Here is a 17,358-nt window from a genome sequence, read left to right as displayed (position 1 = left end):
TCCACACTATCTCATAGATAGGCGGAAGGGAGATTTTTTAAATGAAGAAATTATGGGCGGCAGTAGGACTTTTATTTATATTATTATCGATTATTCCTGTAATTAGTGCAGCAAAAGAGCTGCAGAGTAAAGAGCTCGACTATCAGGTCATCCCGGATGAAGCAATCAGATTACGTATTCTTGCAAATAGTGACAGCGAGAAAGATCAGGATATAAAACATAAAGTCCGTGATGAGGTGAATAAAGTTATTACGGAATGGGTGGAGAATATTGAAGATATTGAAGAAGCCAGAGAATTAATCAACAATCGGCTTCCGGAACTGGAAGAAGTAGTCAGAGATACACTGGAACAAGAAAATAGTGATCAGGATTTTGAATTGGAATATGGGGAGAATGTATCTTTTCCGGCGAAATTATATGGAAACTATCTTTATCCGGCAGGCGAATATGAAGCAATTTTAGTAACTCTTGGGGAAGGCTCCGGTGCTAACTGGTGGTGTGTATTATTCCCCCCGTTATGCTTTCTGGATTTCTTTAACGGCACATCTGTAGCAAGTGAAGATGCAGCAGAGGTAGAAGAGGACGAAGAAGTAAAAGTAGAATTCTTTTTATTTAAATGGCTGGGGTTGTCATAGTTTATTTGATAGAGGCATATTCATATAGTAAGTAAATCGCTATTAATTCTTCAACATTAAAAGAATGGAGGATGGGAAAAATGCAAATCTACCAAGTCAAAGAAGCAAAAATAGAGTTGATTGAGGAATTTATTCATAAGAATGAAAGGCTTTTTGGCAAAAAATTAACGGAAGAAAGCTATGTTGTAGAAGTAGATGGGAGTATTGAAGGCTGTTTTAATCTGGAGATGGTAGATGAATCAACTTATTGGCTTAAGCAATTATATTTAAATAAGGAGCATGTGCAGAAATTATTCATTGTTTTCGAGTCCGTTCTCGTAATTTCCCGAAAAAACGGCATAAAATGTGTATATGTGCATAATCAAAGCCCAGTTGTGGATATCCTTTTAGAGTCTTTACAGTTCAAAAGAGAAAGCGATGTCAGAATTAAGAATATAAATTCAGAAAAAACAGGGAATTGGTGGGCATATCAAGTTTCCTAGTATAGTAAAAATAAAAAATGCTTGATATAACTACAATGAACTACTTTTCTATTTGTCAAGAGAAAATTATACACACTATTCACAGGTGGTTGTGTATAAATAGTAGCAATATGTGAACAAAGATTATTCTGTGGATAAAAACTGTGAATAATGTGTATAAGTATGATGAAATATTCCCTCCTTTGCGTTTCAGTCATGAATCGACTAAAATAGATACGTAGAAAAGAGGGAGCGTTATGCACACGAAAGTATGGAAAATAAATTCAACAAATATATTAGACAAGGATATCCATGAGGCGGCTGAGATGCTGAGAGCAGGAGATGTTGTTGCCTTTCCTACAGAGACGGTATATGGACTTGGAGCAGATGCTACCAATGAATCAGCTGTCCGTAAAATATTTGAAGCGAAAGGGCGGCCGCAGGATAATCCACTGATCGCTCATGTTGCCTCTGTAGAGCAATTAAAAGAGCTTGTCACATTTATTCCGGACTACGTGTATAAATTAATTGATGCTTTTTCACCTGGTCCTTTAACATATATTTTACCGGCGAACGAGTACTGTGCACAAAATGTAAAAGCGGGTTTATCAACAATTGGTGTCCGGATTCCCAGTCACCCTGTTGCACTTGCATTACTCCAGGCAGCAGGAAAACCGGTTGCGGCCCCAAGTGCAAATGTATCTGGAAAACCGAGCCCAACAGATGCAAGTCATGTGTATGATGATTTAAATGGACGGATTGGCGGTCTGATTGATGGCGGACAAACTGGTGTCGGCCTAGAATCGACTGTTATTGACTGTACAGGGGAAATACCGATTATTTTACGCCCCGGAGGAGTTACTAAAGAACAATTAGAGCTGGAGGCCGGTGCTGTCATGATAGATCCAGGTCTTGCATCATCATCTGTGGACCGCCCGAAAGCTCCAGGAATGAAATACAAGCATTATGCACCAGAGGTCCCGCTCTATCTATTTCCAGGCTCAGGTCAGGAACTCAAAGATTTCGTAGATAAAGAAAAGCAGGCAGGCAGCAGAGTCGGCGTTCTCTTATCTGATCAAACAGCTGAAATATTCACAAAGGATACGCATATTCACAGACTTGGAGGAACAATAGAGGAAATTGCTTCTTCTTTATATGATGGATTAAGATTCTTTAAGCAGGCGAATGTGGATAAAATTATTTGTGAAACTTTTACGGAAAAAGGAATTGGTGAGGCAGTAATGAACCGCTTGCGAAAAGCAGCAGATAGTGTAATAAAGGAATAAAAAGCCAGTGTAATATAAAAAGTGAATTATCTAAGCTGCAATTCAACTTATATATCTAAAACATTCATATTCTCTACAAGTGAAGCATAAATTGTACAAGCATGCTTCAAAGGGGGATGTATGGATGTTTTTTTCTACCGAATTACTTTCACTGGCTTTACTTGCAATTGGTTTAAGCATGGATGCATTCTCCATCAGCTTAGGCTTAGGGATGAATAAAATGCGGTTAAAGCGGATTGCTGTTATTGGACTGGTAATTGGCAGCTTTCATATGATTTTTCCGATGGTAGGGATGCTGCTTGGACATGCTTTATCAGAACAGGTTGGACAATGGACAGCAGTGGCATCGGGAATACTATTATTCTTTATCGGTGCACATATGTTTTTCTCCGCTTTCCATACATCAGATGAATATAGATGGCAGCCAGTTGGCCTGGGATTATGGATGCTCGCATTCAGTGTCAGCCTCGACAGCTTTACAGTAGGATTCAGCTTGGGTATCTCCGGGGTAACTATCATTATCACCCTTGTGATTTTTGGAATAGTAAGCTGTATTCTAACATGGCTTGGTCTGTTCCTAGGCAGACGGCTGCAAGGCTTTCTGGGAACATATAGCGAAATTTTTGGAGGTATCATACTTTGCAGCTTTGGGATTTATATGCTGTTCAGCTGAGAAACAGCATTTATTCAGGTGTAAGCTTTTACCTGACTTACATATTGGTCTGCGTTACTTATGATTCAACGTCCTCCTGTGGAAGTGCCCATACTGAGACACTGCCTCCATTGACAGGAAAAGTAGCAAATCCATCTTCCTCAATATAAATATGCTCGTCTCTTGTGCCGGTCAAGTCAACCCAAATTTCCCCTGTGCGATTATCTCCTACACGCATTCTTTTTTCACCATCATCTCCATTGGAAATGACGATGGCGCAGCCCGAGCGCTCTATTTCCAGTATGCCGAGACGGACCCAGCCAATCGTATTAGGATGATCAAAATAGTCCTCTTGTTCACCATATGCTTTATGGTAACGGGCATAGAGAATAGGATTGATGGCTTCTTGTTTCGGATCAATTGGATTTTCTCCGCCGATGCCAAAATAATCGCCGTAAAAAAGGCAGGGATAGCCGTCTTTACGCAGTAAAATAAGGGCATACGCACTTTGTTTAAACCAATCCTCCACCCAGGATTCAAGCGCCTCACCAGGCTGTGTATCATGATTATCGACAAAGGTTACAGCTTGAAGCGGATATGATTGAACCAATGTATCATCAAAATCGTAGTAAGATCAAAATCATTACCAGATTTAGAAGCTGCATGCAGCTTATCATGCAGAGCTACATCAAATAAATCGATCTTGTAATCAATCTGTTCCAAAAATTGCTGACATGCTTCTAAGTCGTGCTTCCAGAACTCACCAACGAAATAAAAATCATCTCCACAATGCTGGGCAATCTGTTCTGTGAATATTTTAATAAAATCATGATTAATGTGTTTGATTGCATCCAAACGGAAACCATTGCAATGTAACGTATCTGCAAGCCATTTGCCCCAGTGAATCATTTCTTCCCGCACTTTCGGATGGTTGTAATCGATATTAGCAAACATTAAATAATCATAATTACTAAATTCATCGTCTACCTCATCACTCCAGGTTTTATTATCACCGATAATTCGAAAGACACCGGTTCTATCCTCCATTGCATCAAAATCCGTCCCGTTAAAATATTCGAATCCCCATTTAAAAGAAGAATACTTATCATTCCGATTCGGGAATGTAAATTTTGTCCACCCCTCAATATCAAAAGACTCGGAAACTTCTTTTGTTCTGTCATTTGGATCGACTTCAATTACTTGAAAAATTTCCGTATCATCTGCTCCAGCTTTATGATTCATAACGACATCGGCATAAACGTGAATGTCGTGATCATGACATACCTTTATTGCATCCAGTAATTCCTTTTTAGTGCCATATTTTGTAGCGGCACTGCCTTTTTGTTCAAATTCTCCCAAGTCGTATAAATCATAAGGGGCGTATCCTGTATCTTCAGCAGACATCCCTTTTGTAGCAGGCGGGATCCAAACCGCATCAATCCCTCTGTTTTTTAATTCAGGAGCTGCTTCCTTCAGGCGATTCCAGTGGAGTCCATCAGCCTCTACATGCCACTCAAAAAATTGAATCATCGTATGATTTCGTTTCATATTATGTCTCCTTGTTTAATGAGCAGATGCCGTATTTAATCGCATTCTGCAATATTTTTAATGTATTGCTTCCTTTGATGAGAAGTAAATCCTGGTTCTGCCTCATCGAATAGTGTGCATATTGAAAAGTGTCTATTTATAGCGGATGTAATTCTTCTCGGATTTATTTTTGCCACTAAGATGTAGATTCACTTTATTTATGAAAACCAAACCTATTATTTTTGAAATAAATAAAAAGAGGGACGGAGCGATAACTGGTAAATAGTACAAGTAGGCTTATACTCCGTATTTATATGTATTTTGGAGTTCTAATATAAAGAGCCTGTTCCCTTTTAATGGAAACAGGCTTAGTCAGCTGCTCTTTATTATTGTATGGACTTCCGCAGCAATTCCAAGCGCGGCGGTACGCCATCTGCTGCTTCTATATCATACTCGTATTGAATGATAAGTACATTATCATCTATTTGATACAAGTAATATCCTTCAGGCGGATCAGAAACATGCTGGGTAACTCCTTCATAAGCATTATCGTCTGCTGGTAATGCCTGGGGGTCCTCCGCATTGTTAAATTTATGATCGTAAGATTCCTGTACATCGGCAATTGTATCCTCTATCGTAGTGGATTCTGCTACTTGGATACGAACTTCTGCATTTTCTGCGCCGCTGTAAAAGCGAACTTCCTCTTCTGTTGTTTCATAGTTAGAAAGAAATTCCTCCATTTGAAACTGGATATTATATGGTTCAATAGTGAAGTTATAAACAGTTACCTCTTCCTCCATACCTTCAAGCAGAATAGTATCTGTTTCCGTTCCGTTCTCTTTAATAGAAAAAACGGAAGTACTATCTTCCTTATCCGATCTTTTTTCTGATTCCACGATTCCCGTATCTTTCGGCTCTACGGGGGCGATATCATGTTGTATATCGGGATCTGAATACATATCCTCCTGTTCTTTATCAGGAGCGGTAACAGAATCATTATTAATAATCTGGAAAATAAATACGCCGCAAAGGACGATAACGGCTGCTGTGGATAACCAGATGAATGCGTGCTTTACCTTGGACTTGCGCTGCTGCTGTGCCCGCTTTTTCTCAGCGTGTTTGTTTAAAGCCATTTTCATGCTCTCCTTTTTCTCCGTATCTAAAGAACGGTTTATTTTCAATTTAGTTAACTCCTTTGTAAAATCTTTATCATGATGATTCATAACGAACCTCCTTGACTTCCGACTTCAGCACCTTTAAAGCTCTGTGAAACGTTACTCGTACTTTTGACTCCGTCCATTTTAATACCTGAGCCGTTTCTGTGACGGATAATTCCTCAATTCCTCTTAAAATAACAACAGATCGGTAATCATCTTTTAATTTTTCGATTGCCTGATGCAGAACAATTTTTCTTTCTTCTGATATTTGTTGATCTTCTGGAGATATTTCTGTATGAAATGAATGCGTCTTAATCAGCTTACGCCAGTCTTTTCGATTTTGCCTGCGCGTTTCATCTATTGCCAGATGACGTGCGATAGAGATAAGCCAGGTTTTCGGACTGGACTCACCCTTAAAGGATGGATACCGGTCAATCGCCCGCATAAACACTTCCTGGACGAGGTCTTCTACATCTGGCGTGGACATATAATAAATTAAAAAACGGTAAACGTCATCCGCATAATAATCAAACCAGTCCGAAATCAATTCCTTATCCATACTAAAACCTCCCCGGGGATTCTGACATCGTTTGTCTTATTTTTATATTAGACGATATGAAAGGAGAAATGTTACAAAAAATTTGTAATCTTGTTTAGTTGGTTATCTTAATGAATTTATTTTAAACACGCTGTTCTGCCCAATGGATGTAAAAAAGGGTGCTCTGCTTTTTTCAATTAATCATGGTATGATAAAGAAAACTACTATTTATATAACAATTATGATAATAGATAGGAGGATTTACCTATGAATGTACTCTTCGTATGTACAGGGAATACATGTCGCAGTCCTATGGCAGAAGCATTATTAAAGCAGCGTGCACCGGCAGAAATGCATGTGAAATCCTGTGGGATTACAGCCATGCCCGGAGCCCCTGCAAGCAGACAGACAACAGAAGTTTTAAGGAGACAGGGCATTGAAATAAATCATCAAGCTTCCCCGATCAGCCAGGAATTGGTTCAGTGGGCAGATCTTATCCTGACAATGACTGCTTCACATAAGGAAATGGTCTGGGCTAAATACCCGGAAGAAAGAAAAAAGATATATACACTTAAAGAATTTGCACTACATGCCGATATACAAATATGGAGTGAATTAGAAAAAGTCTATACAGAATTGGAAGAAAAAAGAAAGCGCTGTTTAGAACAATTGGATGCAGAAGTAGATCCGATAAAACAGAATCAGCTCCTGTATGAAGCGTGCCATGAAGAGCTTGAAACGATTCACTGCTTAAAAAGCCAGCTGGTTCATTCGGATATTGCTGACCCATTTGGCGGTCCGGCAGCGTATTACCTGGAAACGAAGCAGGAGATTGAAACGTGTCTGAATCAATGGCTGTCTCCTGAAGAGTAAATACCTTTGAGTGATACATTCGAAGTATGGTAATCCGTGAAATATTTGTAATTCAAAGAGGATAATGGCACTGGTGTATTTTCAGGAAAAACCTTATACTGGGAGTTTTGAATGCTCTGCTGATGCTTTTTATTCATATTTCCTTTCTGTTTAGAGCTGGAAGCTTAAGCTTATGAAATGAAACTTCATTTCGTGGAGTTTTACGGACAACTATCAATGATAAATACCGGCAGCGAAAGAAAGTTTAATCGGGGGAGTGGAAGGTTTAATGGGGAATAAATATCGGTTTAGTTTAAGGTTAAAGCTTGTTGTGTTTACAACCTTTTTAGCGCTTATCACGTATTCAACAAGTGCAGTTTTTATTTATATTTTATTTGACTATATACAGTCATGGATTAATGTATCACAGCAGTTTTTTGTTATTGTAACATTACTGTTAGGTGTAATCTGGTCAGGAATCCTTGCGTTTTTTGCAGCTAGATGGATTACGAAGCCTTTGCAGAAATTAGAGCAGATTACGGGAGAGGCAGCAAAAGGAAACCTGGAACTGCAGGTAGAAATACCAAAATCTGATGATGAGATTAAATCCTTGTCTGTTGCTGTAAACAGTATGCTGCAAAGCTTAAATAAAATGGTGACAAATATTGACCAGCATTTTGAGGAAACAAATGAGACAGTGACTCAGTTGAAAGAGGCTTCAAACAGGGCTACACAGCATTCCGCAGCGATTGGTGAATCTATCACCGAAATTTCAGATGGAGCAGAGAATTCATCACGTGCCACGCAGGAAACGGTGGGTTCTATTGAAATAGCAACGGGATTAGCCAAAGAGGTACAGAATAAAGCAGAGGTTTCCAAACAGCAGTCTAACTCCATGATCAATATGCTGGAAGAGGGGCAGAATGTCGTAAAACAGCTGGTTGACGGAATTCAGCGTATCGCAGTGGAACAGGAAGTATCATTAGAAGATGTGAATCACTTACGCAAGAGTACGATGGAGATTGAAGGAATTATTACCTTAGTTGGCGAAATTGCAGAACAGACCAACTTATTAGCTTTAAATGCCTCTATTGAAGCTGCCCGGGCAGGTGAACACGGAAAAGGCTTTGCTGTTGTTGCTGAAGAAGTAAGAAAGCTGGCTGATCAAAGCGGGAAAGCAGTTAACGATATCTCAACACTCTTGCTTTCTATCCAGGATGATGTAAAGCAGGTGGCAACAAAAATTAATACGAATGTGAAGTCTGCTCGCGAGGAAGTGGACCGTGGAGAAAATACAAACCGTACCATTGCTAAAATGGGCAGTACTGTAACGGAAACAGCTACACAGATTGATACAATTTATAGATTAGTGGAACAGCAGCTGCAGTCGATTCAAAATACAGCAAACCAGTCTCAGGAAGTAGCGGCGATTGCCGAAGAGACATCTGCTGGAACACAAGAGGTTAATGCCGCAATTCAGGAGCAGGTTGTAACAATGGAACAAGTAGATCAATTGGCTCGTGAAATGGAGGAGCATGCAGGAGCTTTGAGAGAACAGATTAAACAATTTAAAGTGAAGCAGGTGGCTGAATCTGCCAGTGTTACCCCTATACAGCCTTTAAATACCAATAAGGAATCTTTAGAAGAAACCAGTCATCAAGATGTATCGTAATTTTTAAAAAATCATGGTATGCTATAAATGATTCTATTATTTGCTGTGTCAAACGGAGGAATGGAATGAATGACTGTAAAGGTGTGTGTCATTTATGATAATCAAAGACCTGAAGCTGGTTATTGAGGAGTGGCTGGCGCTGGACTGCCTGCGGGAAGATGAGATTGTTGTCATCGGCTGTTCGACAAGTGAAGTGGCCGGCGAGCCCATTGGAACAAGCGGAAGTTCAGAAATTGCAAAAACAATTTATGAGCAGATGACAAAGCTTCAAAAACAAACAGGTGTCCATCTTGCTTTTCAATGCTGTGAGCACTTAAACCGGTCTCTTGTCGTAGAGAGACAGACAGCAGTACAGTATGGTTTAGAGGAGGTAGCCGTCGTGCCTGTTCCAAAAGCAGGAGGTTCGATGGCGAGCTATGCTTATCAGCAAATGGAAAATCCTGCTGTTGTTGAAAATATAAGCGCACATGCCGGAATAGACATTGGTGAAACAATGATTGGAATGCACTTGAAACCGGTAGCCGTTCCGCTCAAGCTAAAGCAGCGTACGATTGGCCATGCCAGAGTCCGCGCTGCAAGGACTCGTCCGAAGCTGATTGGCGGGCACCGGGCATTTTACGGAGAGAATCCATCTAGATAACAGATTGGATTCTTTATTCCTTTCCCCTCAGTTTGGACAACAAATAATAATTCTTTCACACTTTACCTTACATAGGAGGCTGTACACTAATGATGGAATATGTAAAACAAGCAGATAATGAAGTTTTTCAGGCAATGTTACAGGAGAAAGAGCGTCAGCAGGATAAAATTGAGCTGATTGCTTCAGAAAACTTTGTATCCAGAGCAGTTATGGATGCAATGGGCTCCATACTTACAAATAAATATGCTGAAGGTTACCCGGATAAGCGCTATTATGGCGGTTGTGAGTATGTTGATATTGTAGAGGACCTTGCAAGAGAACGTGCCAAGGAAATATTCGGCGCAGATCATGCCAATGTACAGCCTCATTCCGGTTCTCAGGCGAATATGGCAGTTTATTTTACTTTTCTTGAGCCGGGAGATACGGTATTGGGAATGAATTTGAACCACGGCGGACATTTAACACATGGAAGCCCGGTTAACTTCAGTGGCGGTTTGTACAATTTTGTTGACTATGGTGTGGATAAAGAGACAGAACAGCTGGATTATGACGCTGTTTTGGAAAAAGCAAAAGAAGTAAAACCGAAATTGATTGTTGCCGGTGCAAGTGCCTATTCAAGAAGCATCGATTTTAAAAAGTTTAGGGAAATTGCAGATGCTGTCGGTGCTTATCTGATGGTTGACATGGCACACATTGCCGGGTTGGTTGCTACAGGTCATCATGAAAATCCGGTTCCGCATGCTGATTTTGTCACAACAACAACGCATAAAACATTGCGCGGACCACGTGGAGGTATGATTCTTTGTAAAGAAGAATATGCGAAAAAAATTGATAAAGCGATCTTCCCGGGAATTCAGGGCGGGCCTTTAATGCATATCATTGCAGCAAAAGCTGTTTCCTTTAAGGAAGTCTTATCTGATGATTTTAAAGCATATTCCGGAAACATTATCGACAATGCAAAAGCACTTGGCGAAGCATTGCAAAAAGAAGGCATCCGCATTGTTTCAGGCGGAACAGACAACCATTTGTTATTATTAGACGTTACACCATTGAACCTTACAGGAAAAGTAGCAGAAAAAGCTCTAGATGATGTTGGCGTAACAACAAACAAAAATACAATTCCATTTGATACCGAAAGCCCATTTGTAACAAGCGGGGTCCGCATCGGAACCGCAGCAGTAACAACACGCGGATTCGGCATTGAAGAAATGAAAGAAATAGCAGAAATCATCTCACTTACATTAAAAAATTACGAAGACGAAGCAAAACTAAAAGAAGCCAAACAACGCGTACAAGCACTAACAGAAAAATTCCCACTCTATAAATAAATTATCCCCATTGTGGATAATAGATTATTATTTTAAATAAAACTCAAAAATCTGCAGAGTAGTCCACAACTACTCCGCAGATTTTTTATTTCTATATTTAATTTTTTGCTTTTTTTGAGTCTGACTATATAAATTGAGTGGTTAAATTATATTTTTAATTTTTCATAAGAAATTCTAACTAGCTCCAGAAAAACACGGAGATTCCTGTGGGAATGCGTAGTGTTTTTCTGGAGCGGCCGCTGCTAGACTTCCATTAGTACCCATTACATATAAAAGAATAAATATAAAACCAACTTGATTTCTCAACAAATCAAAGCGATAATAAAAAGGAAATTAAAATTTCTGAAATAAACTATTATTAATATAACCACAAAGATTACTTGAAAGCATACATGATTTTCAGTACAATTTGAACGATATATAATTTTAGGGAGTGATCGGCATGAGTAATGTATTTGTATTTGATCATCCGTTAATTCAACATAAATTAACGTATATTCGTGATAAAAATACAGGAACAAAAGAATTTCGCGAGCTTGTGGATGAAGTTGCAATGCTAATGGCATTTGAAATTACAAGAGACTTACCAACATCTGATGTAGAAGTGGAAACACCTGTAACTACATCAAAATCAAAAGTATTGGCTGGTAAAAAGCTTGGACTGGTACCTATTCTTCGTGCAGGCTTAGGAATGGTAGATGGTGTGCGGAAATTGATCCCGGCGGCAAAAGTTGGACATGTAGGCTTATACCGTGATCCAGAAACGTTGAAGCCGGTAGAATACTACGTCAAATTACCGAATGATATTGAAGAACGTGAGCTTATCGTAATTGATCCAATGCTCGCAACAGGCGGATCAGCAAATGATGCAATTGGTGCTTTGAAAAAACGCGGTGCTAAAAACATTCGTTTGATGTGCCTGATTGCCGCTCCAGAAGGCGTGAAAGCAGTACAGGAAGAACATCCGGACGTGGATATTTACTTAGCAGCATTAGATGAACGGCTTGATGACCATGGTTATATTATTCCTGGTCTTGGAGATGCGGGAGACCGTTTATTTGGAACTAAATAACAGAACGAAAAACAGACTGGATAATAGTATTCAGTCTGTTTTTATATCCAGCAGAAAATCACAGCTTCAGTTCCCGTGGATAAACATTAGAAAATATCCTCTAAGCACGTTGTGTATAACTTTAAAGGTTTAAAAATTTGCATAAAATAACATCTATTCACGAAAACTACTCTACAGAGGTGGAGATGTTATGTGGAAAAAGATGATATGCTTTTTTGCTGTCTGCTTGATTTTAACGCAGATGCAGATTGATAATGATACGCATGCCGAAGAGCTCAAGCAAACACTCATTATAGAAGTGGAAGGCGACCCTAATAAAGTAAAAGAAGAAATAGAAGCTTATCATCCATTTGTGGAAGTGGTAGCTGTTTACGATATTGTTTTTAAGGGGCTGGCCGTGGAAGGGAAAGCAGAACAATTAGCTGGACTGGGTTCGATAGAACAGATTAAGGCATTTCATCAGAATCAAACTTATCAAGCCCTGCCTTTCCAAGCTGATAATGCTGATGTAATTGAAAAGATGGATCCTTCCAAATCTAAAGCCTATGATTTGAATGAAACATCTTACACTGGCAAGGGAGTTAAGGTTGGCATTATTGATACAGGAATTGATTATAATCATCCGGATTTAGAGAAAAATTATCAGGGCGGCTATGATCTTGTTGATTTTGATGATGAGCCGATGGAAACGACACCGGAGGAAGGCCCTGCCACCTCACATGGAACGCATGTTGCAGGAATCATTGCCGGTGACGGGGATATGAAAGGTGTAGCTCCAGATGCAGAAATCTACGCATATCGTGCATTGGGACCAGGGGGGACAGGCTCTACGGTTCAAGTATTAGCTGCTATGGAAAAAGCGATAGAAGATGAGGTTGATATTATAAACCTTTCATTAGGAAATGACGTAAATGTTCCTGATTACCCGACAAGTATTGCTGTTAATCGTGCTAGTGAGCTTGGGATTATTGTTGTGATTGCCAATGGAAACAGCGGCCCAGATGCATGGACAGTCGGATCACCGGCAACAGCAGACCGGTCTGTATCTGTAGGAGCATCCACCACCCCACAGAAAAATCCTGTACTTATTGATACATTTGAAAAAAAGGAAATTTCCTTAGTAGAAGCGGTAGGAGCCCCTGCGTGGGAGCTGAATCGTTCTTACCAGCTGGAAGATATGGATAATATGGAACAGGGACAATCCATGCACGGAAAAATTGCTCTTACCAGACGTAAGGAAATACCCTTCTTTGAATTGGCTCTTCAAGCCGAAAGTATGGGAGCAGAGGCTTTAATTATTTATAATTCGGAGCCTGGACCGCTCCAGGCTTCTGTTCAGAATAACCGGCAGCCTGTAAATATTCCGGTTGCCTCTATTCAAAAGGAAGAAGGAGAATGGCTGCAGTCGCAAATCAATCAAAGTACTTATTTTATCGATGCTGCTCAAAAAGACAATTTACTAACGATTGCTCCTTTTAGCTCCAGGGGGCCGGTTGCCGTTCAATGGGCTATTAAACCGGATATCTCAGCGCCAGGGTCTGCTGTTTGGAGTACTGTTCCAGGAGGATACCAGGCAATGGATGGAACCAGTATGGCCGCTCCTCACGTGGCAGGAGCCTTTGCGGTTTTGAAAGAAGCACATCCAAACTGGACCGACAAGCAGCTGATTGGTGCTCTAAAAACAACAGCACAGCCTTTTGAAGAAAAAGAGCACCGCTTAAATGCAACAACTCAGGGAATGGGACTCCTGCAGCTTGAAGCTGCGATAGATACTTCTGCAATTATCTATGACCCGCAATTGGAGTTTGGCAAGTTGAGCCGCTATCAGGAAGAGTTTACGGAAACAGTAACAATAGAAAATAAATCGGAGAAAGAACAAACATATTATTTTGAGACACCCAAGCGAAAAGACGGTTTAGTGTGGAGTCTTCCACAGAGCTTCACCGTCCAGCCTAAGGAGCAAAAAGAAATAACATTGAAGCTGTCCATGAACCGGGACCGTTTAGAAGAAGGTGTTCATGAAGGATGGCTGACACTTAGAGAGGCTGAGAAAAACTATGATCTGCCATACATTATTGTAAACCAGGAGGCCGATCAGCCAAAGACAGCAGGCTTTGAATTTTACCTGGAACCCTTCGAACAAGAAAACTATAAATATCAATATTACTTAACAGAACCAGTGAAGAGCCTGGAAATCAACCTGTACCAGCCGGAGACTTTCGTATTTGAACGGAAGCTGCTGAAGGAAGCAGAGCTTGAAAAAGGGATGCATGAAGGAGTTCTCAGTAAAGAAGAGGCCGGAGCACCCGGATATTACCTCGCATTAATTACTGCTGAGCTTGAGAACGGAGAATTTGAACAGGTAGAGACCCTGATTTTTATACAATAAAATAAACCAGAATTCGACATTTTTTATAGTTGAAAAGACATGTTCACAAAACTGTCAAATTGAACAAAAAGCATTTGTGAATCCATTTGCCGGAAATGGGGTTCACAAGTGCTTATTTTAATAAGTATAAAGGTTGATTTGAAGCAATTTATTACGGTTTAAGAAATACCTCGTATATTGCGTTATACACATTGACAACTGTTACAGGCGTATTGTAAACTTATTTAGTGTGGAGAAAAAGGGAGAGCAGGTAGAGCCCATGTGAAATTAAGACGCTTTCTAAAGGATGCTAAACAGCATTTCTCTGCCTTCTATACATAGATGCAAATAGTATGTAACACCTCCGCATCTAAGACTACAAGTAGTATTGCCTAGCAAGAAATTCCCCAACTTGATTGAAAACGGATGCAAACCTATGTTCTATCGCAGTAGTGTATCTAGTTGACGGGCAGCATTAGGAGTGAAACAGCAATGATGTCTAATTTTGATAGTATGGTTACACGTCAACGAAAATGGATGCTTTACTGGTTAGCAATCTTGGTACTTTGCGCTGGATTTCTACCCTATACCCGAATTTTTCTCGGATTAATCTTAGGTAGTAGTATTAGTCTTTATAACTTGTGGTTACTGCAATACAAGTCGGAAAAACTCGGCGAAACGATTGCGGCAGGCAGGAAATCGAGGAGTGGGCTAGGTACATTCTCCAGAATGGCTGCGGCAGTTTTGGCAGTTGTCATCGCCATGCGTTTTGAGGAGTATTTTCATCTATATGCTGTAATTATTGGGATTGTTTCTTCTTACTTGATTATGATGATAGATTTTATTGTCTATCAGATTACTATGCGTAACCAGAAAGAAGACTAATCCTCCAGTATTCCATTTTACTTACAAATAGTTCTTGGTAAAGGGGTGATAATTTTGGATCACGATAATCCAATAGTTCATGATATTTTTGGGATACCAGGTGCGGATTTAAATCTTTCAAATCTATTAATGACTTTTATTGTGTCACTTATTGTATTTGTTTTTTGTGTATGGGGAAGCAGAAAATTACAAATGAAGCCTAAAGGGATGCAAAACTTTATGGAGTGGGCAGTAGAGTTTGTACGAGGCATTATAAAAGACAATATGGATTGGAAAACAGGAAGAGTATTTCTTCCACTTGGATTAACACTTATCTTTTATATCTTAGTAAGTAACCTTATTGGGGTAGCCACTGTTGGAACAGTCGGACATACCCTGTGGTGGAAGTCACCGACAGCAGATGCTGTTATGACATTAACGCTGTCAGCAATGATCATCGTGTTGACACATTACTACGGTATAAAAGTTCAGGGTACAAAAGCTTACTTTAAAACATATGTAAGTCCAGTACCGCTTATGTTGCCATTTAAAATTGTCGAAGAATTCACAAATACATTAACGTTGGGTCTTCGTCTATTCGGTAACATTTACGCTGGAGAAATTTTATTAGGACTCCTGGTAGGTTTAGCAACATCAAGTATATTCGGATTTTTTGGAGCTGCCATTCCAATGCTGGCATGGCAAGGATTCAGTGTGTTTATCGGCGGTATTCAGTCATATGTATTCGTCATGTTAACAATGGTGTACATGTCTCATAAAGTGAGCTCAGACCATTAAATAAAGCAATAATTTATTTTTTACACATAAAAAGGAGGAAATTATTTATGGGAGCTTTAGCAGCAGCAATCGCAATAGGATTAGCAGCATTAGGTGCTGGTCTTGGTAACGGTATGATCGTAAGTAAAACAGTAGAGGGAATTGCACGTCAGCCAGAATTAAGAGGTCCGCTACAAGGTACTATGTTTATCGGGGTAGCACTAGTTGAGGCGATTCCAATTATCGCAGCGGTTATCGCGTTTATGGCAATTTTCCAATAAACCGCATTTTCTAAAATATAATGGCGAAGTTCATCTTAGGGGAGAATCTTCGCCATTCCTTTATGCAGGATAAACATTTTACAAAAAACAACTAGTACAAGTTTTCGTGTGTAACATACAGAATAGAACCAGTTCTATTCTATGATGATGTCTTAGCGGAAGGAGTGGAGTTCGTGCATTCATATATTGATTTATTAACAGTTGGTGCAAGTGTCGGCGGATTACGTTGGCCGGATATGCTGGTTCAGCTATTTTTCTTTATTGTACTCCTTGCATTGGTGAAGAAATTCGCCTGGGGTCCATTAATGAATAAAATGGAAGAACGTGAGCAATACGTGGCGAATGAAATCGAAGAAGCTGAAAAAAGCAGAGCAGATGCAGAAAAAGCTTCTAAAGATGCAGCTGAGCAATTAAATCAGGTAAGAGCAGAAGCTCAAAAAATGATTGAAGATGCAAAATCAGCCGGTATCAAGCAGGAAGAACAAATTATTGAATCTGCAAGAAAAGAAGCAGAGCGTATTAAAGAAGCAGCTCAGGCAGATATTCAAAATGAGAAAGAAAGAGCTATTCAAGCATTACAAGATAAAGTGGCCTCTCTATCTGTATTAATTGCAAGCAAAGTTATTGAGAAAGAACTAAGCGAGCAGGATCAGGAGAAGTTGATCAACGAATACATTAAAGAGGTAGGAGAAGAGCGATGAGTAGTGCAGTAGTTGCAAAACGATACGCAGATGCTCTTTTCAGACTTGGAGTAGAACAGCAAAAATTAGAACAGTTTGCAGCAGATTTAAAAGTTGTAAAGCCTGTTTTTCAAAATGATAAGAAATTAGCTAAATTCCTGACGCATCCAAAGATTGATAATGCAAAAAAGAAACAGCTTGTAGTTGAAGCATTCCAAGGGTTGGACAAGACCGTTTTGAATACACTTCAATTACTGGTGGATCGCCATAGAACATCGATCATTCCAACCATTATCGACGAATACATTTCTTTAGTAAATGATGCAAAAGGAATGGCAGATGCTACAGTTTATTCGACAAGAAGTTTATCGGATGAAGAAAAGAGTCAATTAGAACGCTCTTTTGCTGTCCGTTTGGGAAAAAGCGCAGTTCAGCTTAACAATATCGTCGACCCGTCCATTCTTGGCGGAGTAAAAATCAGAGTTGGAAATACGATTTATGATGGTACGGTTAAGGGTAAGCTAAATCGAATCTCCCGTAGTATTGTGTCTGCTAATAATTGATGATA

17 protein-coding genes and 1 pseudogene are annotated in these 17,358 nt (G+C 39.7%); 15 read left to right on the top strand and 3 right to left on the bottom strand.

Annotated elements, in window-relative coordinates:
• Positions 1 to 41: 41 nt before the first annotated feature.
• From spoIIR to MHH51_RS20215, 4 genes are all read left to right on the top strand, one after another.
• Entirely contained in the window at positions 42 to 635 is a 594-nt protein-coding gene (gene spoIIR / locus MHH51_RS20230) for a stage II sporulation protein R (protein ID WP_147212425.1), read from the top strand.
• Between the two features lie 80 nt (positions 636 to 715).
• Complete coding sequence (locus MHH51_RS20225; protein WP_147212426.1) at positions 716 to 1,117, top strand: hypothetical protein; 402 nt, start codon at positions 716 to 718, stop codon at positions 1,115 to 1,117.
• Positions 1,118 to 1,353: 236 nt separating this feature from the next.
• Positions 1,354 to 2,382 carry an L-threonylcarbamoyladenylate synthase gene (locus MHH51_RS20220; RefSeq protein WP_339283279.1) on the top strand — a complete coding sequence of 343 codons (1,029 nt, stop codon included), beginning with the start codon at positions 1,354 to 1,356 and terminating at the stop codon, positions 2,380 to 2,382.
• A gap of 124 nt (positions 2,383 to 2,506) precedes the next feature.
• Positions 2,507 to 3,055: a manganese efflux pump MntP family protein gene (locus MHH51_RS20215; protein ID WP_147212428.1), complete on the top strand. Its 549-nt coding sequence runs from the start codon at positions 2,507 to 2,509 to the stop codon at positions 3,053 to 3,055.
• 58 nt (positions 3,056 to 3,113) lie between these two features.
• On the opposite strand, the pseudogene MHH51_RS20210 reads toward MHH51_RS20215, so the two are convergent.
• The 3 genes and pseudogenes from MHH51_RS20210 to MHH51_RS20200 form a co-directional block, all read right to left on the bottom strand.
• Positions 3,114 to 4,582: pseudogene (locus tag MHH51_RS20210) on the bottom strand (alpha-amylase).
• A 365-nt stretch (positions 4,583 to 4,947) separates the two neighbouring features.
• Positions 4,948 to 5,784 (bottom strand): hypothetical protein, encoded by an 837-nt coding sequence (locus MHH51_RS20205; RefSeq protein WP_156985153.1) that lies wholly within the window; start codon positions 5,782 to 5,784, stop codon positions 4,948 to 4,950.
• Positions 5,771 to 6,277, bottom strand: coding sequence for an RNA polymerase sigma factor (locus MHH51_RS20200; RefSeq protein ID WP_147212431.1), 507 nt, complete (start codon positions 6,275 to 6,277; stop codon positions 5,771 to 5,773). Before MHH51_RS20200 ends, MHH51_RS20205 begins: the two co-directional genes overlap by 14 nt.
• Before the next feature lie 246 nt (positions 6,278 to 6,523).
• On the opposite strand from MHH51_RS20200, the gene MHH51_RS20195 reads away from it, so the two are divergent.
• The 11 genes from MHH51_RS20195 (at position 6,524) to MHH51_RS20145 (ending at position 17,353) form a co-directional block, all read left to right on the top strand.
• Entirely contained in the window at positions 6,524 to 7,129 is a 606-nt protein-coding gene (locus MHH51_RS20195; RefSeq protein WP_339283272.1) for a low molecular weight protein arginine phosphatase, read from the top strand.
• A 268-nt stretch (positions 7,130 to 7,397) separates the two neighbouring features.
• Complete coding sequence (locus MHH51_RS20190) at positions 7,398 to 8,780, top strand: methyl-accepting chemotaxis protein (RefSeq protein ID WP_156985151.1); 1,383 nt, start codon at positions 7,398 to 7,400, stop codon at positions 8,778 to 8,780.
• Between the two features lie 94 nt (positions 8,781 to 8,874).
• Positions 8,875 to 9,420, top strand: coding sequence for a TIGR01440 family protein (locus MHH51_RS20185; protein ID WP_339283269.1), 546 nt, complete (start codon positions 8,875 to 8,877; stop codon positions 9,418 to 9,420).
• Positions 9,421 to 9,512: 92 nt separating this feature from the next.
• Positions 9,513 to 10,748, top strand: coding sequence for a serine hydroxymethyltransferase (glyA, locus tag MHH51_RS20180; RefSeq protein WP_339286332.1), 1,236 nt, complete (start codon positions 9,513 to 9,515; stop codon positions 10,746 to 10,748).
• Between the two features lie 442 nt (positions 10,749 to 11,190).
• Positions 11,191 to 11,820, top strand: coding sequence for a uracil phosphoribosyltransferase (gene upp, locus MHH51_RS20175; protein ID WP_147212435.1), 630 nt, complete (start codon positions 11,191 to 11,193; stop codon positions 11,818 to 11,820).
• 190 nt (positions 11,821 to 12,010) lie between these two features.
• Positions 12,011 to 14,209, top strand: a complete 2,199-nt coding sequence (locus tag MHH51_RS20170) for a S8 family serine peptidase (protein WP_339283268.1) — start codon at positions 12,011 to 12,013, stop codon at positions 14,207 to 14,209.
• A gap of 471 nt (positions 14,210 to 14,680) precedes the next feature.
• A complete protein-coding gene (locus MHH51_RS20165; RefSeq protein ID WP_339283267.1) occupies positions 14,681 to 15,073 on the top strand; it encodes an ATP synthase subunit I in 393 nt (130 codons plus the stop codon).
• Between the two features lie 54 nt (positions 15,074 to 15,127).
• Complete coding sequence (gene atpB / locus MHH51_RS20160; RefSeq protein ID WP_147212436.1) at positions 15,128 to 15,850, top strand: F0F1 ATP synthase subunit A; 723 nt, start codon at positions 15,128 to 15,130, stop codon at positions 15,848 to 15,850.
• Positions 15,851 to 15,897: 47 nt separating this feature from the next.
• Positions 15,898 to 16,110, top strand: coding sequence for a F0F1 ATP synthase subunit C (gene atpE, locus MHH51_RS20155; RefSeq protein WP_147212437.1), 213 nt, complete (start codon positions 15,898 to 15,900; stop codon positions 16,108 to 16,110).
• Between the two features lie 173 nt (positions 16,111 to 16,283).
• Positions 16,284 to 16,811, top strand: a complete 528-nt coding sequence (gene atpF / locus MHH51_RS20150; protein ID WP_147212438.1) for a F0F1 ATP synthase subunit B — start codon at positions 16,284 to 16,286, stop codon at positions 16,809 to 16,811.
• On the top strand, positions 16,808 to 17,353 hold the full coding sequence (locus tag MHH51_RS20145) for a F0F1 ATP synthase subunit delta (RefSeq protein WP_147212439.1): 546 nt from the start codon (positions 16,808 to 16,810) through the stop codon (positions 17,351 to 17,353). The genes atpF and MHH51_RS20145 overlap by 4 nt, the downstream gene beginning before the upstream one ends.
• The last annotated feature ends 5 nt before the right edge of the window (positions 17,354 to 17,358 follow it).

It is taken from the genome of Oceanobacillus sp. FSL K6-3682, from assembly GCF_037976165.1.
Lineage (GTDB): Bacteria > Bacillota > Bacilli > Bacillales > Amphibacillaceae > Oceanobacillus > Oceanobacillus sojae.
Note: the sequence above shows the minus strand (reverse complement) of the source record. Positions and strands in the feature narration are given on the sequence as shown.